This window comes from Janthinobacterium sp. 64 (genome assembly GCF_002813325.1).
Taxonomy (GTDB): Bacteria; Pseudomonadota; Gammaproteobacteria; order Burkholderiales; family Burkholderiaceae_D; genus Janthinobacterium.
The window spans coordinates 2,609,782-2,635,023 of record NZ_PHUG01000001.1; the positions used below are offsets into that span (position 1 = coordinate 2,609,782).

The 25,242-nt window shown below is 66.0% G+C and carries 19 protein-coding genes; 11 read left to right on the plus strand and 8 right to left on the minus strand.

Annotated elements, in window-relative coordinates; all coding sequences use genetic code 11:
- Nucleotides 1-2 precede the first annotated feature (2 nt).
- From CLU91_RS11485 to CLU91_RS11510, 6 genes are all read left to right on the plus strand, one after another.
- Nucleotides 3-338 (plus strand): DUF3649 domain-containing protein, encoded by a 336-nt coding sequence (locus tag CLU91_RS11485; protein ID WP_100874255.1) that lies wholly within the window; start codon nt 3-5, stop codon nt 336-338.
- On the plus strand, nt 335-1,954 hold the full coding sequence (locus CLU91_RS11490; RefSeq protein WP_100874256.1) for a PepSY-associated TM helix domain-containing protein: 1,620 nt from the start codon (nt 335-337) through the stop codon (nt 1,952-1,954). Before CLU91_RS11485 ends, CLU91_RS11490 begins: the two co-directional genes overlap by 4 nt.
- On the plus strand, nt 1,954-2,307 hold the full coding sequence (locus tag CLU91_RS11495; RefSeq protein WP_100874257.1) for a DUF3325 domain-containing protein: 354 nt from the start codon (nt 1,954-1,956) through the stop codon (nt 2,305-2,307). The genes CLU91_RS11490 and CLU91_RS11495 overlap by 1 nt, the downstream gene beginning before the upstream one ends.
- A 139-nt stretch (nt 2,308-2,446) precedes the next feature.
- The gene (locus CLU91_RS11500) at nt 2,447-2,989 is read left to right on the plus strand and encodes a sigma-70 family RNA polymerase sigma factor (RefSeq protein WP_198521311.1); all 543 of its coding nucleotides are present in this window, start codon (nt 2,447-2,449) and stop codon (nt 2,987-2,989) included.
- Nucleotides 2,986-3,939: a FecR domain-containing protein gene (locus tag CLU91_RS11505; protein WP_232730707.1), complete on the plus strand. Its 954-nt coding sequence runs from the start codon at nt 2,986-2,988 to the stop codon at nt 3,937-3,939. Before CLU91_RS11500 ends, CLU91_RS11505 begins: the two co-directional genes overlap by 4 nt.
- A gap of 90 nt (nt 3,940-4,029) precedes the next feature.
- Complete coding sequence (locus CLU91_RS11510; RefSeq protein WP_157814679.1) at nt 4,030-6,477, plus strand: TonB-dependent siderophore receptor; 2,448 nt, start codon at nt 4,030-4,032, stop codon at nt 6,475-6,477.
- Here CLU91_RS11510 and CLU91_RS11515 read toward each other — a convergent pair.
- From CLU91_RS11515 to CLU91_RS11540, 6 genes are all read right to left on the minus strand, one after another.
- Nucleotides 6,468-8,282: a putative bifunctional diguanylate cyclase/phosphodiesterase gene (locus tag CLU91_RS11515; protein WP_100874260.1), complete on the minus strand. Its 1,815-nt coding sequence runs from the start codon at nt 8,280-8,282 to the stop codon at nt 6,468-6,470. The two genes, CLU91_RS11510 and CLU91_RS11515, sit on opposite strands and share 10 nt — an antisense overlap.
- Nucleotides 8,283-8,450: 168 nt before the next feature.
- Nucleotides 8,451-10,064 carry a methyl-accepting chemotaxis protein gene (locus tag CLU91_RS11520; protein WP_100874261.1) on the minus strand — a complete coding sequence of 538 codons (1,614 nt, stop codon included), beginning with the start codon at nt 10,062-10,064 and terminating at the stop codon, nt 8,451-8,453.
- Between the two features lie 226 nt (nt 10,065-10,290).
- Nucleotides 10,291-11,766 carry a xylulokinase gene (gene xylB / locus CLU91_RS11525; protein ID WP_100874262.1) on the minus strand — a complete coding sequence of 492 codons (1,476 nt, stop codon included), beginning with the start codon at nt 11,764-11,766 and terminating at the stop codon, nt 10,291-10,293.
- Nucleotides 11,767-11,900: 134 nt separating this feature from the next.
- Nucleotides 11,901-12,446, minus strand: coding sequence for a GNAT family N-acetyltransferase (locus CLU91_RS11530; RefSeq protein ID WP_232730708.1), 546 nt, complete (start codon nt 12,444-12,446; stop codon nt 11,901-11,903).
- Nucleotides 12,443-12,961, minus strand: coding sequence for a GNAT family N-acetyltransferase (locus tag CLU91_RS11535; protein WP_100874263.1), 519 nt, complete (start codon nt 12,959-12,961; stop codon nt 12,443-12,445). Before CLU91_RS11535 ends, CLU91_RS11530 begins: the two co-directional genes overlap by 4 nt.
- Nucleotides 12,962-12,997: 36 nt before the next feature.
- Entirely contained in the window at nt 12,998-14,272 is a 1,275-nt protein-coding gene (locus tag CLU91_RS11540) for an amidohydrolase family protein (RefSeq protein ID WP_100874264.1), read from the minus strand.
- A 380-nt stretch (nt 14,273-14,652) separates the two neighbouring features.
- Here CLU91_RS11540 and CLU91_RS11545 point away from each other — a divergent pair, with 380 nt between their 5' ends.
- The 5 genes from CLU91_RS11545 (at nt 14,653) to CLU91_RS11565 (ending at nt 23,445) form a co-directional block, all read left to right on the plus strand.
- Nucleotides 14,653-15,504 carry a phasin family protein gene (locus tag CLU91_RS11545; RefSeq protein ID WP_100874265.1) on the plus strand — a complete coding sequence of 284 codons (852 nt, stop codon included), beginning with the start codon at nt 14,653-14,655 and terminating at the stop codon, nt 15,502-15,504.
- Nucleotides 15,505-15,669: 165 nt separating this feature from the next.
- Nucleotides 15,670-17,421, plus strand: coding sequence for an ABC transporter ATP-binding protein (locus CLU91_RS11550; protein WP_100874266.1), 1,752 nt, complete (start codon nt 15,670-15,672; stop codon nt 17,419-17,421).
- A complete protein-coding gene (locus CLU91_RS11555; protein WP_100874267.1) occupies nt 17,411-19,216 on the plus strand; it encodes an ABC transporter ATP-binding protein in 1,806 nt (601 codons plus the stop codon). The genes CLU91_RS11550 and CLU91_RS11555 overlap by 11 nt, the downstream gene beginning before the upstream one ends.
- Nucleotides 19,217-19,557: 341 nt before the next feature.
- The gene (locus tag CLU91_RS11560; RefSeq protein WP_100874268.1) at nt 19,558-21,210 is read left to right on the plus strand and encodes a methyl-accepting chemotaxis protein; all 1,653 of its coding nucleotides are present in this window, start codon (nt 19,558-19,560) and stop codon (nt 21,208-21,210) included.
- A 111-nt stretch (nt 21,211-21,321) separates the two neighbouring features.
- Entirely contained in the window at nt 21,322-23,445 is a 2,124-nt protein-coding gene (locus tag CLU91_RS11565; protein ID WP_232730710.1) for a sensor domain-containing diguanylate cyclase, read from the plus strand.
- A gap of 24 nt (nt 23,446-23,469) precedes the next feature.
- Here the strand turns inward: CLU91_RS11565 and CLU91_RS11570 are convergent, their stop codons facing one another.
- Both CLU91_RS11570 and CLU91_RS11575 read right to left on the minus strand, forming a co-directional pair.
- On the minus strand, nt 23,470-23,802 hold the full coding sequence (locus tag CLU91_RS11570) for a hypothetical protein (protein WP_100874269.1): 333 nt from the start codon (nt 23,800-23,802) through the stop codon (nt 23,470-23,472).
- 137 nt (nt 23,803-23,939) lie between these two features.
- Nucleotides 23,940-25,217, minus strand: coding sequence for a cytochrome-c peroxidase (locus CLU91_RS11575; RefSeq protein WP_442906601.1), 1,278 nt, complete (start codon nt 25,215-25,217; stop codon nt 23,940-23,942).
- Nucleotides 25,218-25,242 lie beyond the last annotated feature (25 nt).

Consider the following 25,242-nt stretch of genomic DNA (forward strand, 5'->3'; position numbering starts at 1 on the left):
GCATGCAAGCGCCAGCCATCCTTAAAATCGCGCGCCTGCGCCTGTCCGCGGGCGCCGTGTACCGGCTTGGCGTGGCCTCGCGCAGCGTGGCCGCCATCGTCGGCGGCTACGTGCTGGCAGCGCTGGTCACCATGCTGCTGTCGGTGAGCCTGCCCATGGCCCGTTCCGAAGCCGTCATGACGGCCACCCTGCTGTCGTTTGCCATCTATACCTGCGCCGTGCTGTGGGTCTTCGCCACGCGCAGCGCCCTGCGCGCCTGGCTGGGGCTGCTGATCCCGGCCGCCATCATCGCCGCCATCCTGCAGTCGATGGACGCACTATCCTGGAGTCTCGCATGAAAGAAGGTTTCCGCCAGTCGATGGCATGGCTGCACACCTGGTCCGGCCTGCTCGTCTGCTGGATTTTATTGCTGGTGTTTTGCGCCGGCACGGCCAGCTACTACCGCAATGAAATCACGCTGTGGATGCAGCCCGAATTGCACGGCGCCGCCGCCAGCCAGGTAAGCACCGAGGAAGCGGCCAAGGTTGCGCAACAAGCGATGCAAGAGCGGGCAGACGGCGCCACGCGCTGGTTCATCAGCCTGCCCGGCGAGCGCAGCCCGTCCACGCAACTGGGCTGGAGCAAGCCATCGAAGCCCGGCGAAAAGAAACGCGGACGGCGCGGCAATTTTCATAGCGAAAAAGCCGACCCGACCACGGGCGAAGTGCTGTCCAAGCCGCGCGAGACGCGGGGCGGCGAATTCCTCTACCGCCTGCATTTCGATCTGCACTACATGTCGGCCATCTGGGGCCGCTGGATCGTGGGGTTCTGCGCCATGTTCATGTTCGTCTCCATCATCAGCGGCATCGTCACGCACAAGCGCATCTTCAAGGACCTGTTTACCTTCCGGCCGAAAAAGGGCCAGCGCTCGTGGCTCGACGCGCACAACGTGACGGCCGTGCTGGCCCTGCCCTACCACATCATGATCACCTACACGGGCCTCGTCACGTTGATGTTCCTGTACATGCCATCCGGCGCCACGGCCGCCTACAAGGGCGATCAGGATGCCTTCTTCGCCGAAGCGTTTCCCGGCCGCTCGGGCGACAGCAAGCCGGCCGGCGTGGCCGCGCCGCTGACGCCGATCGCGCCCCTCGTGCGCCAGGCGGAACAGCACTGGGGCGGCAAGGTCGAGCGCATCTCCGTCAACCACCCGGGCGACGCCAACGCCACCATTTCGCTGACGCGCGCCGGCGGACGCGACATGTCGTCGAAGCAGCCGTCGATGGAATTCGATGGCGTGACCGGCAAGCTGTTGTCAAGCGACGGCGAGGCGCAGCCCGGTGCAGCCGCCACGCAAGGCGTGATGGTGGGATTGCACGTCGCGCACTTCGGCGGACCGCTGCTGCGCGCCCTGTTCTTCCTCTCCGGCCTGGCCGGCTGCGCCATGGTCGCCACGGGCGCCCTGCTGTGGGCCGTCAAGACGCGCCAGAAACAAGCCAAGGCGCTGGCTGCCGGCAAGCGCGCCAGCTTCGGCCTGCGCCTGGTCGAAGCGCTCAACATCGGCGCCATCGCCGGCATCCCGATCGCCTTCGGCGCCTACTTCTGGGCCAACCGCCTGCTGCCGGTGGCGATGGAAGAGCGGCCGAAGGAAGAAATCGCCTGCTTCTTCGGCGCCTGGGCCCTGGCCGCCATCATCGCCCAGCTGCGCCCCTCGCGCGCCATGTGGCGCATGCAACTGGCCGTGGGCGCCTTCCTGCTGGCGGCATTGCCCGTGCTGAACGTCTTCACCACCGATTCGCACCTGGGCGTGACCTTGCTCCTGGGCCGCGGCCCCGTAGCGGTGGCCGCCTTCGACCTGGTGGTGCTGGTGCTGGGCCTCGGTCTCGCATATGCGGCGTTCAGACTGAAACCGCTGCCCGTGAAAGCGGCCAAGGCGGCACCGGTGAAACCGGCGCAAACGATGGAGGCCGCGTGATGGAACTGTTAGCCAATTTCCTCGTCTTCGCGCTGTGCTACGCGGGCCTGTCCTCGCTGTGCCTGGCGATGGACCGCCACTACGCCGACCTGCACGGACGCGGCGCCGAACCGCCCGCGCCGCTGCGCCGCCGCCTGCAGTGGGCTGGCTGGCTGGCGCTGGCGGCGGCCCTGGCCTGGGCCATGCACATCGCCGGCGGCGGCTATGGCCTCGTCTACTGGATCGGCAGCCTGACGGGCTGCGGCTTGCTGCTGATCTGGCTGCTGCCGTACGCACCCCACCAGGCCATGCGCCTGGCGCGCATGATCGGCGTGGCGGCCTTGCTGGCCGTTATCGCGCTGGCCATTCTGTAAAGATAGTTCTGTGCCGCCACGGCGTGGCGGCAAGCGCGTGGCGGCAAGCGCGTGGCGGCACAGCAACAGCGCATTGCGCCAGCAAGCTCGCCGCGCTAAAATGAGAATAATTCTTATTTGCATTAAGGCTTTCTCCATCATGCCAGGCAGTCCGTTCGCGCCCTCCCCCCTGCTGCCCACGCAACTGGAAAGCCATTACCGCGCTCACCACGGCTGGCTGGCGCACTGGCTGCAGCGGCGCCTGGGCAATGCGGCCGAGGCGGCCGACCTGATGCAGGACACCTTCGCGCGCCTGCTGGCCGGCGCGCCCATGCAGCCGCAAACGCCGGCCCTGCGCGCGCCCAAGGCTTACCTGGCGACCGTCGCCAAGCACCTGCTGATCAACCACCTGCGCCGCCAGTCGCTGGAACGCGCGTGGCTGGCAGCGCTCGCTGCCCTGCCCGAACAGCACGTGCCATCGACGGAGCGGCGCGCGGAAATCCTGCAGGCGCTGCAAGCCGTCGACGCCATGCTCGATGGCTTGAAACCGAAGGTGCGCGCCGTCTTCATCCTGGCGCAGATCGAAGGCTACGCGTACGCGGACATCGCCGCGCAGCTGGGCATCGGTGAACGCTCCGTGAAGCGCTACATGGCCGAAGCGCTGACCGAATGCGTGCTGCTGGCGCCGGACTTGCCGGCATGAGCACCGCCGCCCACCTGTCTCCCCCGCTGTCGCGCAAGGTGGCGCGCCAGGCCGTCGAATGGTATTTGCTGGAGCAATCGGGCCAGGCCACATCGGATGACCTGACGGCGTCGGCGCAATGGCGCGCGCGCGACCCGGAACATGCACGCGCCTGGAACAGGGTGCAGCAGGTGAGCCAGACGGCGAATTTGCTGCCGCCGGAACTGGCCGTGCCCGTGCTGCGCCGGCCGCAGCGCCGCGTGGCCGTGCAGGTGCTGCTGGCATTGATGGCGGCGCCAGCCGCCTGGCTGCTGGTGCGCCATGAACTGCTGGCCGATTACCGCAGCGGCGTGGGCGAACGGCGCGAGGTGTCCCTGCCCGATGGCGGCACCGTGGTGCTCAACACGGACAGCGCCGTCGACCTGGCGTATGGCGCCGATGAACGTTTGCTGACCCTGCGCCGCGGCGAAGTGCTGATACAGACGCGCCCCGATCACGCAGGCAGCCGCCCCTTCATCGTCGCCACCTGCCATGGCCGCATCCGCGCGCTGGGCACGCGCTTTACCGTGCGCGTCGACGACGACGGCAGCCGCGTGACGGTGCTCGAACACGCGGTGGAAATCACGCCGCGCGCACCCTCGGCTACCGTGCGCACGCTCATGGCGGGCCAGCAAAGCCGCTTCGATGCCAGCCACGCCGGCCTGCCCACGCCGGCGCCGACGCAAGCCGATGCCTGGGCGCGCGGCATGCTGGCGGTACAGGACATGCGCCTCGACGCCTTCGCTTTTGAACTGTCACGCTACCGCCCCGGCCTGCTGCGCGTGGAACCGCAAGTGGCGGGCTTGCGCCTGTCGGGCGCCTTCCAGCTCGACGACACGGACGCCGTGCTGGACAGCCTGGCGCGCATGCTGCCCGTCGACGTGCTGTACCGCACCCAATACTGGGTCACCATCACGGTCCGCAAAAAATAATTGTTGAAAATTGGCCCTTTTTCCCGGCATGGCCTGTCCTATGGGTATTGCAACGATATCTTCAACGACATCCACCGGAAAGGCCACACCATGCACCCACCCCATTTGACTCCCCTCGCGCGCGCCATCGGCAGCGCCGTGATCCTGCTGTCGCTGGCGCAGGCGCCGGCCATGGCGGCCGATGCCACCGCGCCAGCCGCCGCGCAAACGTCCTTCCACGTGCCGGCCGGCGAGCTGTCGGCCGCCATCGCCAGCTTTGCCATCGAAGCAAAAGTGAGCGTGGGCGCGGCGGCCGAACTGCTGCAAGGCGTACGCACGCCAGGCCTGAACGGCAGCTACACGGTGCCGCAGGCACTGGCCCGCCTGCTGGCCGGCACGGGACTGGAAGCGCTGCCCAGCGGAGAACGCAGCTACGTGCTGCGCAAGGCCGGCGCAACATCGTCCGGCGCGCCGATCGCCGCCACCTTGGGTGAAGTCGCCGTCAGCTCCAGCGCCCTGCGCGACGGCACCACGGAAGGCAAGCGCGGCTACGCGGGCCTGACCAGCGCCACGCGTTTGAACCTGTCGCTGCGCGAAACGCCGCAGGCGGTCAGCGTCATCACGCGCCAGCAGATCGACGACCAGGGCTTGCGCACCTTGCAGGACGTGCTGGTGCAGGCGCCCGGCATCACGGTCGACCATTCGTCGAGCACGCGCGAATACGACCAGGTGTTCTCGCGCGGCTTCGAAGTGACGTCGTACATGTTCGACGGCATCCCGACCAGCAAGAGCCTGGAAGCGCGCACCTACGACATGGCCATCTACGACAGGGTCGAAATCATCCGCGGCGCCACTGGCCTGATCAGCGGCACGGGCAGCCCGTCGGCCGCCGTCAACCTGGTGCGCAAGCGCCCGGGCCGCAGCTTTGCCGCCACGGCCGGCGCGCAGCTCGGTTCGTGGGACCGCTACCGCATCGAAGGCGATGTCTCGACGCCCTTGACGGCGGACGGCAAGGTGCGCGCGCGCGTCGTCGCCGCGCATGAAGACCAGCGCTCGTTCATCGACCGCTACCAGCAGAAGAAGGACGTGCTGTACGCCATCGTCGAAGCGGACCTGACGCCATCGACGGTGCTCAGCGCCGGCATCAACTACCAGAAGGAAAAGCTCAAGGGCGCGGGCCGCGAATTCCCCATGTTCTACGCCGACGGCTCGCAGACGCGCTTCCCCCGCTCGATGAACGGCACGGCCGCGTGGAGCACGTATGACCGCGAACAGAGCATGCTGTTCGCCACGCTCGACCATTATTTCGACAACGACTGGATCGCCAGGGTGGCCGTCAGCCGCAGCAGCAACCAGTACGACGCCTTGCAGGGCTTTTCCGGCAACGGCTACCCTGACCGCGTGACGGGCGGCGGCATGCAGCTGTGGCTGGCCAACTGGCACAGCAAGCCGCAACAGACCTCGCTCGATGCCTACGTCAGCGGCCCGTTCCAGGCCTTAGGCCGCCAGCACGAACTGGTGCTGGGCCTGAGCGCCTCGGAACTCAAGACGAATGGCCCCATCTATCCGGGCTGGCGCCTCGATGGCTATAACCATACGGTGCCGAATATCCACGCCTGGAATGGCGCCATGCCGGTGCCCGATTACAGCGGCACGCGCCTGGGCAGTTCGTACGACAAGGAACGGGAAAGCGGCCTGTATTCGACCCTGCGCCTGCGCCCGACGGATGCGCTGTCGGTAATCCTCGGCGCGCGCCTGTCGTACTGGAAGCGCGACATCCGCAGCGACTATTTCAATGACACGGACCTGTACGACGCGATGCGCGAAAACGGCAAGATCACGCCGTATGCGGGCCTCGTCTACGACCTGGGCCAGCACTGGTCGGCCTACGCCAGCTACACCAGCATCTTCACGCCGCAAAGCCAGCGCGACGTCAACAGCCGCTTCCTGGCGCCGCTGGAAGGCAAGAACTACGAAGTGGGCGCCAAGGGCGAATTCTTCGGCGGCAAGCTCACCACCAGCGCCGCCCTCTTCCAGCTGAAGCAGGAAAACCTGGCCGAAGCCGATCCGGGCAATGTCTGGATCATCGGCACGGGCGGCGGTTCCTACGCCTATCACACGGTGAAAGGCGCCACCACGCGCGGCTTCGAGGCGGAAGTCTCGGGCCAGCTGCGCCCCGACTGGCAACTGACGGCCAGCTATGCCTACAGCCGCATCCGCAACGCCGCTGGCGCGCGCATCCAGACCAACCAGCCGCAGAGCATGGCCAAGCTGTGGAGCACCTGGCGCCTGGCGCAGGGCGTGCCGGGCCTGGTGCTGGGCGGCGGCGTGAACTGGCAGAGCGATATCTACATGGATGACCGCGGACCGAACGGCGAACGCTTCACGCAGAAAGCGTATGCGGTGGCGGGACTGATGGCGCAGTACCAGGTCAGCAAGCAGCTGCTGGCGACCCTGAACGTCAACAATGTCTTCGACAAGAAGTACTACTCGACGGGCATGGGCGGCTACTACGGCGATCCGCGCAACGCCATGCTGTCGCTGCGCTATCAGCTCTGAATGACTTCACTCGTTTTGAGCAGCACCTCGATGCCCTCGGGCGCCATGGCGCGGCCCAGAAAATAGCCGAAGGCCTCGTCGCAGCCCATCTCGGCGAGCAGTTCCAGCTGCTCGCCGCTTTCCACGCCGCCGGCAATGGTGCGCAGTCCGAGCGTGCGCGCCATCGCCACGATGGCGCGCACCATGGCGCCGTCGCCACCGGACTTGCCCAGGTCGTCGACGAAACACTTTTCGATCTTCACGGCATCCGTAGGAAAGCGTTTCAGGTAATTGAGCGACGCGTCGCCCGTGCCGAAATCGCTGATGGAAATCGCCATGCCCAGCTGGCGGAACTGGCGCAGTATCAGTTCGCAGTTCTGGTTGCGGTCGATCAGGATGCCGGCGGCGATTTCCAGTTCGATGCAATGTCCCGGCACGCCGGCCGCCTCCAGCGCGGCGGCGAAATTGCGCGCGATATCGCGCTGGTAGAACTGGCGCGCCGACAGGCTGACGGACACCGTCAGCATCTGCCCCTGCGCGATCCAGCTGCGTGCCTGTTCCACCGCCGTGGCCAGCACCCAGGCCCCCACCGGCAGGATCAAGGCGCTTTCCTCCAGCACCGGCAAAAAGTCGAGCGGCATCATCAGTCCCAGTTCCGGGTGCTTCCAGCGCAGCAGCGCCTTCACGCCCGTGATCGTGCGCGTCTTCAGGTCCATGCGCGGCTGGTAGAACAGGGCGAATTCGTTGCGTTCGAGCGCATGGCGCAGCGCCGTCTCGAGGATGGTGCGCGAATACGACTGCGTCTGCATGCGCGGCGCGTAGCGCAGGCAGGTACCGGGCGCGTGGCGCTTGGCCGCGTACATGGCCAGGTCGGCCTTCTCGATCAGCGCATTGACGTCGTCGTCATCGTCCGGGTACAGGGCCACGCCCACGCTGGCTGCCACCGACAGGCTGTATTCGCCGATGACGAAGGGCGCGGCGATGGCGGCGACGATCTTTTCGGCCACCCGCTCGGCATCGTGCGCCGTGCGCAGTTCCGTCAGCAGGATGATGAATTCATCGCCGCCCTGGCGCGCCACCGTGTCGACCTTGCGCACGCACTGCTGCACCCGGCGCGCGAACTCCGTCAGCACCTGGTCGCCCACGTCGTGCCCCAGGCTGTCGTTGATGGACTTGAAGCGGTCGATGTCGACGAACAGCACGGCCAGCAAGCCCTGGTGGCGGCGCGCGTAGGCGATGCCGTGCTCGAAGCGGATCTGGAAATGCAGCCGGTTCGGCAGCCCCGTCAAGCCGTCGTGGTGGGCGATGAATTCCAGCTGCTGCTCGGCGCGCCGGCGCGCCGACACATCGTGCAGCAGCAGCACCGCGCCGCCCTGCGCCAGCGGCGCGCAGCTGTACTGCACGTCGATGCGCTTGCCATCGAGATGGCGCAGCAGCACGGCGCCGCGCGCCACTTCCAGCACTTCCTGGCGCGCCACGCAATCGCGCACCTGGCGCGCCGCATCGACGGGCGCGCCGTCATGGAACAGCGGCAGCAGCTCGGTCACAGGCTGGCCCAGGCCATCGTCGCCCAGCCGGCCGCCCATCGCGCTGGCGCGGGGATTGAGGTACTGCACCACGCCATCGTGGTCGGTGCCGACGACGGCTGCCGGCAGCGCGTGCAGCAGCGCCAGCGCATCTGCCATGCGCTGCGCCTGCGCCGCCTGCAGCACCACGCCCGTCGCATGGCGCATGCGCCACATGCGCGCCGCCTGCCACTGACAGGCCAGCAGCACGGCGAGCACCACGGCCAGGGTCAGGCACAGCGCCAGCAGCAGCGCCGTCATGCGTCACCCGGCAGGCGGAAAGTACGGAACATGGTTTTCCTTTGCAACGCGCGCCATGCGGCCGGGCGCAGATCCATGCGGAAAGGAAATAGTATAAGAATTTCAGCGCGATATTTGCCTGATCGGACGCCGCTTGACTGGCATCAAGCGGCGCGGGGCGGGCCTGCGTCAAGTCAGCGACAGTCTCCGGGCCGGCGCGGCCACGCCGGGAACGGCATGCAGTTTGAAGATGCTGACGGCGTCGGCCAGGCTGGCCGCCTGCTGCTGCAGCGCGTCCGCGGCGGCGGCGGCCTGCTCCACCAGGGCCGCATTCTGCTGCGTCACGCCATCCATCTGGCTGATGGCGATGCTGATCTGCTCGATGCCATCGCGCTGTTCCACGCTGGCTATGGCGATCTCGCCGATGATGGCGTTCACGCGCTGCACGCTGCTGACCACATCGTCCATCGTGCGCCCCGCCTGGCCCGCCAGCACGCTGCCTTCTTCCACCGTGCGCACGGATTCGCCGATCAGCTGCTTGATTTCCAAGGCCGCCGCGGCCGACCTGTGCGCCAGGCTGCGCACCTCGGTGGCCACGACGGCGAAGCCGCGTCCCTGCTCGCCCGCGCGCGCCGCTTCCACGGCCGCATTCAGGGCCAGGATATTCGTCTGGAAGGCGATGCCGTCGATGACGGCGATGATGTCGACGATGCGCTTGGACGAGGCGTTGATATGGTTCATGGTCTGCACCACCTGCGCCACGGCCTCGCCGCCGCGCTGCGCCACATCGGATGCGCCGCCGGCCAGCTGGCGCGCCTGGTCCGCGTTGTCGTTATTCTGCCGCACGGTGGAGGTCAGCTCGATCATCGAAGCGGCCGTCTCTTCCAGCGAACTGGCTTGTTCTTCCGTGCGCGACGACAGATCCATGTTGCCGCTGGCGATTTCGCCCGACGCCGTGGCGATGGCGTCCGTGCCGGCGCGCACCCGTCCCACGATGTCGGCCAGGTTGCCGCTCATCGCCTTCAAGGCCCGCAGCAGGTCGCCGATTTCATCGCGGCTGCTGTCGGCCACCACGGCGCGCAAGTCGCCCGCCGCCACCTGCTGGGCTATGCCGACGGCCGCGCCCAGCGGCACCGTGATGCTGCGGATCAGCCACCACACGGTGATAGACCCCACCACCAGGGTCACCAGCACCGTGACCAGCATGGCGATGCTGGCGCTGCGGTGGGCGCTGGCGTCCTGCTCCTTCATCTGCGCCATCAGGCTGTGCGACTGCTTGCCGATCGTGGCGACGATGGCGTCGATCTGGCGCGTCGGTTCGCGGTCCATGCCCTTGACCAGCGCATCGACCACGTGGGCGCTATCGGCGCGCGCGCCGTCATACTGCTGCAGCGCCGCCAGGTAGCTCACGCCCAGCGCGTCGTGCGCTTGCAGCGCCTGCTGCACGGGCGCCGTGTCGAGCCCCAGCGCCCCCATCATCGCCTGCAGGCTTTTCAATTCCTTGCGCGTCTGCGCGCCGCTGCCAACAAACGCTTCGCGGTAGCGCCGGAAGGCGGCCGCATCGCCGCCGCGCAGCAGGATGTTTTTCCATTCCTGCACCTGGATCTTGAATTCCACCTGCGCGCTGCGCGCCGCGTCGACCGCTTCCGTCAGGGCCACGGAGCGCTGCATGGCCTCGGCGCTGCGCGCACTGGCCGCGTCGAGCGCGCTCCAGCCACGCACGCCCACGAACACCAGCGCAAGGAAGAAGAAGGCGCCCAACAGACCCAGGCGGACAGAGATTTTCAGATTCGCAAGTTGCATGTATTTCTCCTGGCGGCAAGAACAGGATGGCAACAAAGGCGCCACCAAAACTATCCAATTCTCACCAAACAGGGAAATCATGCGGCGCGCCCCGCGAAAAACCAAGCGGTGCTTTCGCTAGAGAAACACTTTCAACACAGAAACAACAAATTACACGGGAAGGTTGATTGTCTGGCCATATTGCCGGGCTCGCAGCATGGTCGGGCCGGCAATCTTGTTGGCAGCACTAGCGCGCCGCCGCGGCCGCGCCCGCAAACTCTTCGCGCAGCAGCCGGTACAAACGCCGGTAGCGCGCCAGCCGCTCGTCGAGCACGGCGCACGCTTGCGGCGCGATCGTTTCCTGCACGGGCGGGCGCGTGCACACCTGCGCGGGCGACAAGCCCGTCACCGCCATCTGCGCCAGGCGCGCCGCGCCGAGGGTGCCGCCGGCCACGCCATGGTCGTGCCGCAGCACGTTCAGGCCCGAGGCATTCGCGCACAGCTGCGCCCAGAAGCGGCTGCGCGAACCGCCACCGACGAACGACGCGTCTTCCAGGTGCGTGCCGGCGCTGCGCAGGGCCGCATTGCCGTCGGCCATGGCAAAGGCCACGCCTTCCATCACGCTGTAGGCCAGTTCGGCGCGCCCATGTTCCGTCGACAGGCCGAAAAACACGCCGCGTGCGGAGGCGTCGTTGTGCGGCGTGCGCTCGCCGCTCAGGTAGGGCAAAAAGATCGGCGCCGTGCGCGCTTCCACGCCTTCGGCCAGCGTCACCAACTCTCCGATGTCGGACGACTGCGTCAGCCGCGCCACCCAATTCAGGCTGGACGCTGCGCTGAGGATCACGCTCATCTGGTGCCAGCGCCCGGGCAGGCAATGGCAGAACGCGTGCACGCCCTGGCCAGGATTGGGCGCGAAGCCATCACTGCCCGCGAACAGCACGCCGGAGGTGCCCAGCGACAGCAGGCCGGCGCCCGGCTCCACCACGCCCAGGCCCACGGCGGCGGCGGCATTGTCGCCCGCGCCGCCGGCCAGCAGCACCGCATGCGCGATGCCCCATTCCTGGCACAGCGAGGGCCGCACCTGTGCGGCGGCATGGCTGCCTTCGACCAGGCGCGGCATGTGTTCGCGCGACAGGCTTGTTGCCGCCAGCATGCGCTCGGACCAGTCGCGTTTGGCCACGTCCAGCCACAGGGTGCCGGAGGCGTCGGACATGTCGGATACATAATCGCCCGTCAGGCGCAGCGCCACGTAATCCTTGGGCAGCAAGACTTTACGGATGGCGCGAAACAGCGACGGCTCGTATTTTTGCAGCCACAGCAGCTTGGGCGCCGTGAAGCCGGGCATGGCCTGGTTGCCCGTGATGGCGCGCGACCCGGGCACCAGCGCTTCCAGTTCCACGCACTCGGCAAAGGCGCGCGTATCGTTCCACAAAATGGCCGGGCGCAGCACGTGCTGCTGCTTGTCGAGCAAGGTGGCGCCATGCATCTGGCCAGACAGCGCGATGCCGCGCAAACCGGAAAACGCCAGCGGCTGGGCGCTGCGGATGGCCGCGATCACGTCCAGCGTGGCCTGCCACCAGTCTTCGGGGTTCTGCTCCGACCAGCCGGGACGGGGGCTCGACACGCGCAGGGTCACGCCGCTGCTGGCGAGGATGGTTTGCGCGTCGTCGGTCAGGATGGCCTTGACTTCGGAAGTGCCGATATCGATACCGAGATAGGTCACGATGGTTCCATGAAAAGTGAATGGGCGCCCGCGCATGGCGGCGATTTCACGTTATGGTAATCGCCCGGCGCCGCCGGCAGCACGCCTTTCCGCATACTTTTTCACACTTTGCCGATACGCGCCAGCCAGCGCGTTCAACCATGCTGGCGAAAATCCTTGCGATAGATATTCGTATCCTTGCCCGTCGGCGGCAGGCGCGAGAAGCGCTCGAAGCGCAAGCCCAGTTTATTGAGCAAATTGATCGACGCCTGGTTCTGCGGCGAGGTGATGCCGTACAGGGTGGGGATGCGCAGCGTGTGCCGGGCATGCCGCACGATGGCCGCCGTCGCCTCCCAGGCATAACCCTGGCCCCAGTAGGCGGGCAGCATGGCGTAGCCGATGTCGGGACCGGGCAGGCTGTCGCGGCGTATCATGCCGCCCATGCCGATGGCCACGCCGTCGCTGCGGCGCTCGATAATGTAAAAGCAATAGCCATGCTCGCGGAACTGCGCCATCGGACCGGCTTCCAGCGCCGCGCGCGCCGCAGCCACGGTATGGATGTTGCGGTCGCCGATATTGGCGATCCACGATGGCTCATTGATCAGCGCCAGGTAGAACGGCGCGTCTTCGGGCGTGAAGGTGCGCAGGCGCAGGCGGGGGGTCTCGATGACGATGATCGATTCCGTCACGGCGCCGCTCATGCCGGCCACTGCATCGGATCGGTCAGCAGCTGGTACATCACATAGGCATCGACATAGCCCAGCTGCGCGTGGCGGAAGGCCAGCGGCAGGGTAGCGACGATGCCAAAGCCCAGCTTTTTCCACAGGGTGACGGCGCCCAGGTTGGTGCTGACGACGAAGTTGAACTGCATCGCCAGGTAGCCCGCGCGGCGCGCTTCTTCCATGCAGTGCACGCCCATCATGCGCCCCACGCCCACGCCCTGCGCGGCCGGATCGACCATGAACGAGGCATTGGCCACGTGCGATCCATGCCCCGGCTGGTTCGCCACCAGCTTGTACATGCCCAGCAAGCGTTCGCTGCCCATCACGGCGACATAGCTTTGCACGCCGGGGCCGAACCAGTAGGCGTGGCATGCTTCACGCGTGGTATCGGCGGGGAAGGTGTAGGTATCGCCAGCGGCCACCAGGGTCTGGAAAATCGGCCACATGGCGTCGAAGTCGGCTTCCTGGGCCGGGCGGATGTCAATTTCTTTCAAGGCGGTGCTCCCGATAACAAATGATGGACGATTGTATCAGCGCCCCAGGCGGAAATTCACGCTATCTGGCCGGCCCGGCAAGTGCAGGCGCGATTGCGCGCGCGGCGCCTCGCTGATGATTTTCCCGCGCCGCAGTACCAGGCGCCGCGCCGCGCGCAGGCGCAGCGCTTCCACGGTGCTGCTGCAATCGAGGATCAGCAAGTCCGCATGGCAGCCGGGCGCGATGCCGTAGCCGTCCAGGCCCAGGATGGTCGCCGGCGTTTCCGTCACTGCCAGGAAGCAGTCGTGCATCGCTTGCTGGCCCGTCATCTGCGCCACGTGCAAACCCATGTGCGCCACTTCCAGCATGTCGCCCGAGCCGAGGCTGTACCACGGGTCCATCACGCAGTCGTGGCCAAAGGCGACGGGGATGCCGGCGGCCAGCATCTCGGGCACGCGCGTCATGCCGCGCCGCTTCGGATACGTGTCGTGGCGCGCCTGCAGGGTGATGTTGATGAGGGGGTTGGCAATGGCCGCCACGCCCGCCTCGCGGATCAGCGGCAGCAGCTTGCTCACATAATAATTGTCCATCGAATGCATGGACGTCAGGTGCGAGCCCGTCACCCTGCCCTGCATGCCAAGGCGCTGGCTGTGGAAGGCCAGGGTTTCGATGTGGCGCGACAGCGGGTCGTCCGACTCGTCGCAGTGCATGTCGACCATCAGGCCCCGCTCGCAGGCGAATTCGCACAGCAGGCGCACCGATTCGGCACCGTCGGCCATGGTGCGCTCGAAATGGGGAATGCCGCCGACCACGTCGACGCCCATGGCAATGGCGCGCTTTAAATTGTCAAAGGCGCCGGGACTGCGCAGAATGCCGTCCTGCGGAAAGGCCACCAGCTGCAGGTCGAGATACGGCGCCACCTGCCGCTTGACGTCGAGCAGCGCTTCGACGGCCAGCAGGCGCGGATCGCAGATATCGACGTGCGAGCGGATGGTCAGCAGTCCCCGCGCCACGGCCCAGTCGCAATACTGCAGGGCGCGTTGCACCAGCGCGTCCTGCGTCAGCTGCGGTTTCAATTCTCCCCACAGGGCGATGCCTTCGAGCAGGGTGCCGGACGCATTCACGCGCGGCAAGCCGTAGCTCAGCGTGGCGTCCATGTGGAAGTGCGCGTCGACGAACGGCGGCGTGACCAGGTCGCCGGCGGCGTCGATCTCTTGCGCGCCCGCCACGGGCAAGGCGGGGCCGACGGCGGCGATGCGGCCGCCCTCGATGGCGATATCGATGGCGCGGCGCCCGTCGGGAAGGCTGGCATTGCGGATGACTAAGTCCATGCGGACACTCCTTCGGTTGACTGCGGTGCCTGGTGTTTCCAGTGCATTGTCATCGTATTTTTCTCAAGAATGTTGCAGTGCAAGAATATACGCACTGGCAAAAGCGTAGCCATAGATTTCTTGGCAACGCTTTGCGCGCGCGCAAACTTCCGGCAAATGCTGGCAGGCGCGGAAATGCGGCAAGCCCGCGGCGCACGCCCTTGAGAAAATAGCTTTCAACTAACTCGAATCACCGCTAGAATATTCATATTGCGTTGCATCATAAAAAGTCCATAATCAGCTTTTAGCGCGCTACCCACTTTACAAAACGCGGCCAACTCTGGTTTTCGGGATTTTGCAGAGCGTTTTGCCAGCATTTTAATCCGTACAAAGGAGTAAATATGTTTCCGCTTCCAGAACAAATTTCCAGCGCCGCCAAGTCGCAACTGGAAAGCCAGTTGCAAATCTTCAGCACCCTGACCAGCAAAGTCTTTGAAAGCGCCGAGAAAATCATCGCGCTGAACTTGAACGCAGGCAAGGCCGCCCTGTCGCACACGGCAGAAACGGCGCAGCACCTGCTGGCAACGCAGGACCCGCGCGACTTCTTCAGCTACAGCAGCAGCCAGGCGCAGCCGAATATCGAAAGCGTGCTGGCCTACAGCCGCCAGCTGTTCGGCATCGCCTCGAGCACCCAGGCTGAATTGCTGGCTTCGGCCAAGGCCCGCCTTGACGAAGCCGCGGCTGTCCCTGCCGCCGCGCCTGCGCCTGCCGCTCCCGTTGCTGCGCCAGCGCCCGTTGCCGCCAAGCCTGCCGAAGTGGCCAAGCCTGTCGCCAAGGCAGCACCCGCCCCTGTTGCAGCTCCGGCAGCCAAACCAGAAGCAGCGCCTGCCAAGGTTGCCGAGAAGGCCGCCGACAAGCCCGCCGTGAAAGCGGTGGAAGCCAAGCCGGCGGCCAAACCGGCAGCCAAGCCGGAAGCGGCCAAGCCCGCAGCTGCAGTCGCACCTGCTCCTGCACCAGCGAAAGCCGCCGCGCCAGCACCGGCCAAACCGGCCGCAAAACCATTTCCTTCTAGCAAACCAGTCGCCAAACCGGCCAGCGCCGCCGGCAAGACTGTAGCCAAGGCTGCCGTGAAGCATGCGCCTGCCCCAGCCGCCAAGCCGGCAGCCAAGGCAGCGCCCAAAGGCACGCCATCGAAACAGCTCGACATGCTGGGTGGTGGCAAAGGCAGCGGCAGCGGCAGCGGCCGCAAGTAAGCCTCGCGCACGCCACTGAGGCAGCAAAACAACGGGCTACGGCCCGTTTTTTGCGTGCCCGTCCACAGCGCGCTTTTCCGCCTTGTTGTATCCTACGCGTACTTTCCGTCCGCGTGCCCGTCCTTCCGCCCCGCGACACCCCATTATTCAAAACAAAAGGTAACCATGAGTTTATCGAGGCTCATCGCCGGCTTCGTGCGTCAGCATTGGCCGGCGTATGCCGCCGCTGCCGTCATGCTGACAGGCGTGGCAACACTGACCGTCTGGATCCCGCGCCGCGTGGGCGCCATCATCGACGCGCTGGCCGCGCACCGCATGACGGCGGCCGAACTGTGGCTTGAGCTGCTGACCCTGCTCGCCGTCGGCGTCGTCATCTACTTCCTGCGCGTGGGCTGGCGCATCACCCTGTTCAAGGCCGCCTACCAGCTGGGCGTGATGCTGCGCACGCGCTTCTACACGCGCATGTCGCAGCAGGGCGCGTCGTTTTACCAGAACCAGCGCACGGGCGACCTGATGGCGCTGGCGACCAACGACATCGACGCCATCGAAATGGCCGCCGGCGAAGCCATGCTGGCCGGCTTCGACGGCACCTTGACCTTGCTGATGGTGCTGGGCATCATGCTGCTGGGCGTGGACTGGCGCCTGGCCTGCATCGCCTTGCTGCCCTTCCCCTTGATGGGACTGGCCTTCTGGCGCATTTCCAGCCATATCCACACGGCGTCGACGGATTCCTTAAAGCGCTTTTCCGCGCTGAACGACCATGTGCAAGAATCCTTGTCGGGCGTGCGCACCTTGCGCGCGCTGGGCCTGGAAGAGCGCAGCAGCCAGCAATTCTCCACCCTGGCCGGCCACGCGGCCAACGCCAGCCTGACGGCGCAGCGCTGGGAAGCGGCATATGAGCCGGCCGTCGGCCTGACCCTGACGGCCGCCACGGCGCTGACCCTGGGCCTGGGCGGCTACCTCGTGTGGCACGATCAATTGACCATCGGCGCGCTGACGAGCTTTTCCATGTACCTGGGCCAGCTGATCTGGCCCATGTTCGCCGCCGGCTGGGTACTTTCCCTGATCGAACGGGGCCGCGCCGCCTGGCAGCGCTTGCAACCGATGCTGGACGCGCCGCTGGCCATCGACGACCACGGCACGATCGACACCCTCACGCCCGGCCCCTTGCAACTGACGGACGTCGGCTTCGCCTACGCGGGCCAGACGGCGCCCGCGCTGTCCGGCATTTCGCTGCTGTTGCAGCCGGGCCAGACCCTGGGCCTGGTCGGCCCCACGGGCAGCGGCAAGTCGACCCTGCTGCGCGTGCTGCTGCGCCAGGTCACGCCGCAATCGGGCGCGGCCACGTGGAATGGGCAGCCGCTCGACGCCTACACCTTGCATGCGCTGCGCGCGGCCATCAGCTGGGTGCCGCAGGAGTCGTTTTTATTCTCCGCCAGCATCGCCGACAATATCGCCCTGGCCCGTCCCGGCGCTACGCGCGAGGACGTGGAACGGGCGGCGCAGCTGGCCGACATCCACGCCGATATTTTGCAGTTCCCGGACGGTTATCAGACGCACGTGGGTGAAAAGGGCATCACCCTGTCCGGCGGCCAGCGCCAGCGCGTGGCGATCGCCCGCGCACTCTTGGCCGACAACGGCTTGCTGCTGCTCGACGATGCCTTGTCCGCCGTCGACACGGGCACGGAAACGCGCATCCTGCAGCACCTGGAAGAACTGCGCCGCAAGCGCCCCGAGCGCAGCGCCATCATCGCCAGCCACCGCCTGAGCGCCGTCGTCAACGCGGACCTGATTTTGGTGCTGCGCGACGGCCACGTCACGGAAACGGGCAACCACGACGCGCTGATGCAGCGCGACGGCTGGTATGCCAGCCAGTGGCGCTATCAACAACTGGAGGCCAGCCTCGATGCCATCTAAGAACGACCAAGCCACCACCACGCCATCCGTGCGCCGCCAGGCCGCGCAAGCCATCGGCCTGCTGCGCCGCGCCGCCGCGCCCGATCTGCGCCATTTATACTGGGCCACGTTCTGGCTGATCCTCGCCGCCGCGCTGGAAGTGACGGGGCCGATTTTGGGCAAGGCCCTGATCGACCAGCACCTGCTGCCGCGCCACCTGGACTGGACGCGCATGTCGCTGCTGCTGGGCGGCTGCCTGCTGACGGGCTGGGTCGCTTCCGGCCTGCGCTATCTGCAGCTGGTGCGCCTGTCCGGCCTGGCCATGCGCTCGGTGCAGCGCCTGCGCGAAACCGTGTACCAGCACGTGCTGCGCCTGCCGATGAGTTTTTTCGACCGCGCCATCACGGGTCAGCTGGTCAGCCGGGTCACCAACGACACGGAGGCCGTGAAATCGCTGTACGTGCAGGTGCTGTTCGTCATCCTCGACAGCTCCATCGTGCTGGTCGGCACCATGGCCGCCATGGCTTTCCTCGACTGGCGCTTGATGCTGATCGTGCTGGCCCTGCTGCCGGCAGTGCTGCTCATCGTCTTTTTGTACCAGCGCTGGAGCGCGCCAGCCGTCACGCGCGCGCGCGCCCTGCGCAGCGAGATCAATGGCCAGATCGCCGAATCGATCGGCGGCATGAGCGTGCTGCAGGCGAATAACGCGGAAAAGCGCTTCGGCGCGCGCTTCACGGGCATCAACCAGGACCACTACACGGCGCGCATGCAGGAATTGCGCGCCAACGCCTGGCTGCTGCGCCCCGCGCTCGACATGCTCAACATCGTGCTGCTGGCCGTCGTCATCTTCAGCTTCGGCCAGCGCGAGATGGGTGCCGTGGAAGTGGGCGTGCTGTATGCGTTCATCAGCTATATCGCGCGCGTGATCGAGCCGCTGATCCAGATCACCATGCAGTTCAGCCAGTTGCAGCAGTCGGTGGTGGCGACGGCGCGCGTCTCGGCCCTGCTCGACGAAGCGCAGGCGCTCGAACACGCGCAGGGCAGGGAAACACCGGCCCTGCGGCAGGCGACAGCGGGCAGCGACGTGCCCGCCGTGGACATCCAGAACCTGACGTTCGCCTACGTGGAAAACCAGCCGGTGCTGCACGAGCTGTCGCTGACGATACCGCAAGGCGCGTTCTTCGGCATCGTCGGCCACACGGGCAGCGGCAAGTCGACCTTGCTGTCCTTGCTGCTGCGCTTTTACCCCGTCACGCAGGGCAGCATCGCCATCAATGGCGTGGCCCTCGACAGCATCGGCAATGAACACTTCCGTGCCGACGTGGGCCTGGTGCCGCAAGACCCCTTCCTGCTGGCCGCCTCGGCGCGCGAAAACATCGACATGGGCCGCGGCTACACGCAGCAGCAGATCGAGACGGCCGCGCGCGCCGCGCATGCGCACGACTTCATCGCCGCGCTGGAGCACGGCTACGATACGCCGCTGGGCGAAGGCGGCTCGCGCCTGTCGTCGGGGCAGAAGCAACTGATCGCGATTGCCCGCGCGCTGGCCGGCCAGCCGCGCATCTTGCTGCTGGACGAAGCGACCTCGCGCATCGATAGCCAGACGGAGCAGATCGTGCAGCTGGCCCTCAACGAGCTGCGCGGCAAGGTGACCATCATCGCCATCGCCCACCGCCTGTCGACCATCCGCGAGGCCGACCGTATCATCGTGCTCAACCATGGCCGCATCACGGAAGCGGGACCGCACGACGCCCTGATGCAGGTCGAGGGCGGTTTGTACCAGCGCCTGTACCTGCTGCAGCAACTGGCAATTTGATAGGCACGGGGCGCCGTTGCATGGCGCCACTTTTTTTCTGTGCGGCATTAAAAATGCCGTACGGACGGGAGTATATTCATCTGGCGGGCAGCGCCAACGGCCCCAACCACACTTCCGGGGGACGCCATGCGCAGCAAACTGTCGATCAGGAATATCTTTGCCGCCATCTTCCTGCTTAGAGCCTATCCCAGTAGGGAGCGTCTTCTGCTGGCCGCGCATCAGGAGCGCGGATAAGGCGTGAGGAGGACGCGTGGCGAGCCACGCAACGACGATCAACGCAGTCCCCGCTTCTGAGGGGCGCCAGCAGGAGATGTATTCATCTACTGGGATAGGCTCTCAGCCTGGCGCTCTCCATCGTCAGCCTGCTGGCCCTGTTCCGCGTCGCCACCAAACAGGCCGAAGCGAACCAGGTCACTGAAACGCGCTTCCAATCCTATCTGCTGGCCGATGAATTGCGGCAAAGCTCGGACGACCTGACCCGGCTGGCCCGCACCTACGTCGTCACGGGCGACGCCAGCTACGAGCAGCAATACATGGACATCCTCGACATCCGCAACGGCAAGAAGCCGCGCCCCGCCCACTACGAGCGCATCTACTGGGACTTCGTGGCGGCGGGCATGCCGGTGCCGGCGTCGACGGGCCCCAGCGTGCCACTGGCCGAGCTGATGCGCAAAGCCGGCTTCAGCGAGCAGGAATTCGCCAAACTGCAAGAGGCCCAGGCCAATTCCGACGGCCTGGTCAAGACCGAGGTGATCGCCATGAACGCCGTCAAGGGCTTGTTCGACGATGGCAGCGGCAACTTTACCAAGAAGGGTGCGCCCGACCCGGAAATGGCCCGCACCATCATGCACGATGCCCAATACCACCGCAACAAGGGCAAGATCATGCAGCCGGTGAATGAATTTCTCACGCTGCTCGACCAGCGCACGAGCGCGGCCGTGCAGACGGCGACGGGCGGCACCATGGCGGCCTATTCCGTCACCGTCGGCGTGCTGCTGGTGTCCGTCATGGTTTCGCTGCTGTGCCTGTTCCTCGTGTACCGCCACATCAAGCGCAGCCTGGACCAGGCGATCGTCACGGCGCAGCTGATCGCCGGCGGCGACCTGAGCATCGATGCCGTCATCGAAAGGGCCGACGAAATCGGCGTGCTGCTGCACGCGATGAACACCATCAACGCCAACCTGACGGGGCTGATCGGCGACATCCGCAACAGCACCGGCGAAATGTCGGTCGCCACGCACGAAATCGCGCTGGGCAATGCCGACCTGTCGGCGCGTACTGAAGCGCAAGCCAGTTCCCTCGAAGAAACGGCCAGTTCGATGGAAACGCTGACGGCGACGGTGCGGCAAAACGCCAGCAACGCCGGCGAGGCAAACCAGCTGGCCGCCACCGCCTCGGCCGTCGCCGTGCAGGGCGGCGCCGTCGTCGCCCAGGTGGTCAACACGATGGGCGCCATCAAGGAAAGTTCGGGCCAGATCGCCGACATCATCGGCGTCATCGACGGCATCGCCTTCCAGACCAACATCCTGGCCTTGAACGCCGCCGTCGAGGCGGCGCGGGCAGGCGAACAGGGGCGCGGCTTCGGCTTCGCCGTCGTCGCCGGCGAGGTGCGCAGCCTGGCCCACCGCAGTGCTGCCGCCGCCCAGGAAATCAAGACCCTGATCGGCGCCTCCGTGGAACGGGTCGATGCCGGCAGCAAGCTCGTCGACGAGGCGGGGCGCACCATGGCGCTGGTGGTGGAATCGATTCAGAAGGTGGCCGCCATCATGAGCGAGATCACCAGCGCCAGCCACGAGCAAAGCGCGGGGATCAGCGAGGTCAACCAGGCGGTCACGCAGATGGACAACATCACGCAACAGAACGCCGCCCTGGTCGAGCAGGCGGCGGCCGCGGCCGAAAGCTTGCAGGAACAGGCGCAAGCCCTGATCGAGGCCGTCGCCACGTTCCGCCTGAAAGGCAGCCCGCCGGCCACGGCCGCGCTGGCCCTGCGCTGACGTGCTGGCAAAGTGTGCAGTTTCGAAAAAATCTGCACACGGCATGATCTTTCTTGATTGCAACATCATATAATCGCTGCAGACAAGCATGGTCATTGCGGGGGCGGGACGTTGGCAGGCAGACACAGAGGGGCATCGTGGCGAAGGGCGCATTGGCTGCTGGTACTGGCCTGCCTGCTGCCGCCTGCCGTCCAGGCCCAGGTCGGCAACCTTGAGCAGCATATCGCCGCCGTGCGCGAAGATGGCCGTTTCGTGCCCGCGCGCGCGCTGCAGCGCCTGCAAGAGGTGGAAACGCAGGCGCGCAGCGCGCCCCTGCCCGTGCGCGCGGAATTCCTTACCCAGCTGAGCACCGTGCGCATGCGCCTGGGACAGAACGACATCGCCATGCAGCTGGCCGAGGAGCTGATCGCCTACGCCCGCATGAACAAGAGCGACGTGGCGCTGGCGAAAGGCATGCTCAGCAAGGCCTATGTCACGTTTGCCATGAACGAACGCCGCGCTTCGCACCTGCTGGCCTTCGAAGCGGAAAAGATCGCCAACCGCACGCACGACCTGCCCGTGCGCGTACAGGCCACCATCAGCGCGGGACAGTCGTGGGCCGAGGAAGGCAATTTCCCGTTTGCGCTGGCCAAGCTGCAGGCGGCCGTCGACCTGGCGCGCCAGAGCAATTCCCCCTCCAGCCTGGCCGCCGCCCTGAATGCCCTCACCCTGCTGTACACGCAGATGCGCGAATACGACAAGGGCTTCGAGGTACTCGACGAGCTGCTGGCCGTGTCAAGCACGCTGGAATCGCCGGGCCGCATGGCGCAGGCGAAGAATACGGAATACGGGCTGGCGCTCGACGCGCAGCAGCCGCAACGGGGCCAGCGCGCCCTGCTGGCGGCCCTGGCGCTGGAACGCCAGCTGGGCGCGCGCGGCATGGTGGCCGTGACCCTCGTCAATCTGTCGGACAGCTATCTGAAAGAAAGCGACTATGCACGCGCCCTGCGCTACGCGCATGAAGCCATCACGGCGGCGCGCCTGGTCAACAATGAACAGGTGGAGGCGACGGCGCGACTGAACATCGGCCAGGCGCTGATCGGCCAGGGACGCTTGCAGGAAGGCAAGCAAAGCGTGGCCACGGGCCTGGCCTACTACGAACGCACGGCCAACCAGCCGGACATGCAGGCCGTGCTGCTGGAATACGGCATGGCGCTGGAAAAGGCGGGCGACATGCGCGGCGCCGTCACGGCCTACCACCGCGAGCGGGGCATCTCGAACCAGCTGTTCGAAAAGCAGCGGCAGAAGGCCGTGTATGAGCTGCAAGAAAAATACGAAGCGGAAAAGAAGCAGCGCCAGATCGAACTGCTGAGCCGCGAAAATCAGCTGAAAAGCACGGAAATCGACAACCGCCGCCTGCAGCAGCGCGTGTGGTGGCTGCTGGCGCTGGTGCTGGCCATGGCGTCCGCCATCGTCGGCTTGCTGTACCGCAAGGTGCGCCACGCCAACGTGCAGCTGAAGGTGAAGAACCAGGAACTCAAGCGCCAGAGCTCGCGCGACCCGCTGACGGCCCTGTACAACCGCCGCCACTTCCAGGAATTCATGCGCAGCCATGCGGGCAAGCCGCTGCCGGCCGGCGGCGACGCCGATGTCGTGGGGGCACTGTTCCTGCTCGATGTCGACCATTTCAAGCACGTCAACGACCGTTACGGCCATGCGGCGGGCGACCTCGTGCTGACGACGATCGCCGAAACCTTGCACGACGTATTGCGCGAAACGGACATGATCGTGCGCTGGGGCGGCGAGGAATTCCTCGCCTTCCTGCCCGCCGTCGCGCGCGATGGCCTCGACGATATTGCACGGCGCATCCTCAACGGCATGGCGGCGCAAGTCATCCATTACCAGGGGCAAACCATCCAGGTGCACGTGTCCGTGGGCTTTGCGCCCTATCCGCTGACGCCGCTGGGACGCCCGCTCACGTGGGAACGCAGCGTCAACCTGATCGACATGGCGCTGTACCTGGCCAAGGCGCACGGACGCAACCGGGCGTATGGCTTGCGCGGTTTTCAACACGTGGAAAGAACGACCCTGGAAGCGGTGGAGCAAGACCTGGAACGCGCGTGGCGCGACGGCTTTGTCGATTTGAGCGTGGTGCTGGGGGGAACGGACGGGGTCGATGCTGCAAGCACAGCCACAGCGGCGCATGGCAAGCCAGCAGGCGCGAGCGAAGGCGTCGCGGCAGCCGCCATCACCTGACGGCAGCTACCGGTCCTGGCACGATTACTTGTGCGCGGCGTCCTGCATCTTTTCGCCGGCTTTTTCCACTTTCTTGCCCACGGCATCGGCCGCTTCGCTCATTTTCTTGTCGGCGTCAGCGGCGACCTGGTCCATCTTGGCGCCCGTGTCGGCAGCAGCCTTGCTCACGGCATCGTCGGCCTTGGTAGCGGCGGCCTTGATGTCGGCTTCAGCCTTGGCAGCGGCCGCATCGATCTTTTGGCCAGCCTGTTCCGCAGGACCTGCGGCGGCGACATCATCCTTTTTCTGGCAGGCAGCCAGTGCCACAACCATCATGCCGGCGGCACACACGGTCATCCAATTTTTGCTTGCTTTCATGATATTCCCTTTCATTGTTATCAAAAGACACAGATCAGTTCGCAATATACACCTGGCTAAAATTTTCTAGCGTTCGCTAACGCACATAAAAACAGGCTTTTGTGGCGTAGTTGTAAGCAATGGTATCTTGATATCTTTCAGCCATGTTTTCCCTGTGCCGAAGGGAGAGCCTGATAGCCATCCGTCAGGGTGTGCAGGAAGGCAATCACGTCGGCGATCTCCGCGTCGTTCAGGGCCGGCGCCTGGCCCGGCTGGCGGTCGAACGGCGCTTCCACGTTCACGTTCGCCACCAGGCCAGGCGGCAGGTCGTCGTATTTGCGCACCTTGCCGTTCTTATCCGTCGGATACCATTTTTGCGGCGCCGTATCGCGCTGCACGTAAAAGCGCAGCACCTGCTCCAGGCTGGTAAAGCTGCCGTTGTGGAAAAACACCTTGCGCAGGGCGACGTTGCGCAGGGACGGCGTCTTGAAGCTGCCGCAGTACTCTTTATGTTCCATCAAGTCGGTGCGGTCCGGGCCGCACAAGCCCATGTCGAAAAAGGCCGGATCCGCGTTGACGGGCAGCTTGCCATTGCGCGGCACGCCAATATTGATCAAGCCGTAATCCGTAAATTGGGGAAAGGCGCCGCCGGAAGTGACCTGGCTGATATGGCAGGACGCGCAATTGCCCTTGCGTTCATCGTTGAACAGAGCCAGGCCGCGCGCTTCCTGCGGGCTCAAGACGGCCTGCTTGCGCAGCACGGCGTCGTACTTGCTCGTGTACGGATAGAAGTCCAACGGGCTTTCCTGGAACACTTCCAGCGACATCAGCGCCCAGCGCAAGGCCTGGCCCGGCTGCTCGAAGATATCGGCGCCATACGTCTGGCGGAACTGCGCCGCCAGGGGGCCGGCCTTCAATTTGGCGATGACGGCGGCCGCATCGCGGTTGCCCATCTCGCGCGCTGACAACAACGGCGCCAGCGCCTGCTCATGGCCCGACTGGGCGCGCCCATCCCAGTTGCGCCCGCCCGTGGGACCGGCGTCGACGCTGTCGTCGCCATCGTCGTCATGATAGTGCTCGGTGAAGGCGGGCGCCGTCTGCAGGTAGCGCAGCGAGGGCGCGGCGCGCGTGCCCGCATCCTTCAATTCCGGGCCACCCAGCTGCACCGCCAGCCCATTTGGCGGGCCGTACGCATGCTCGGGACTGTGACAGCTGGCGCACGACATTTTTCCTGAGACAGACAGGCTGGGCTCGAAAAACATGGCGCGGCCCATGGCCGTCATCTGGGCCACGGAAGGCTGATGTTTCAGGGTGGGCGCGTAGGCGCCGGACAGATAGGCGGGCTTGGCGACGGCTTCTTTTTGCGCTGCAGGATGGCAGGCGGCCAGCAGGCAGGCGGCTACAAAGGCAAGCAGCAAGGGGGAGTTCGTTTTCATCATGGGCTGGCAGCGTAGCAACGGC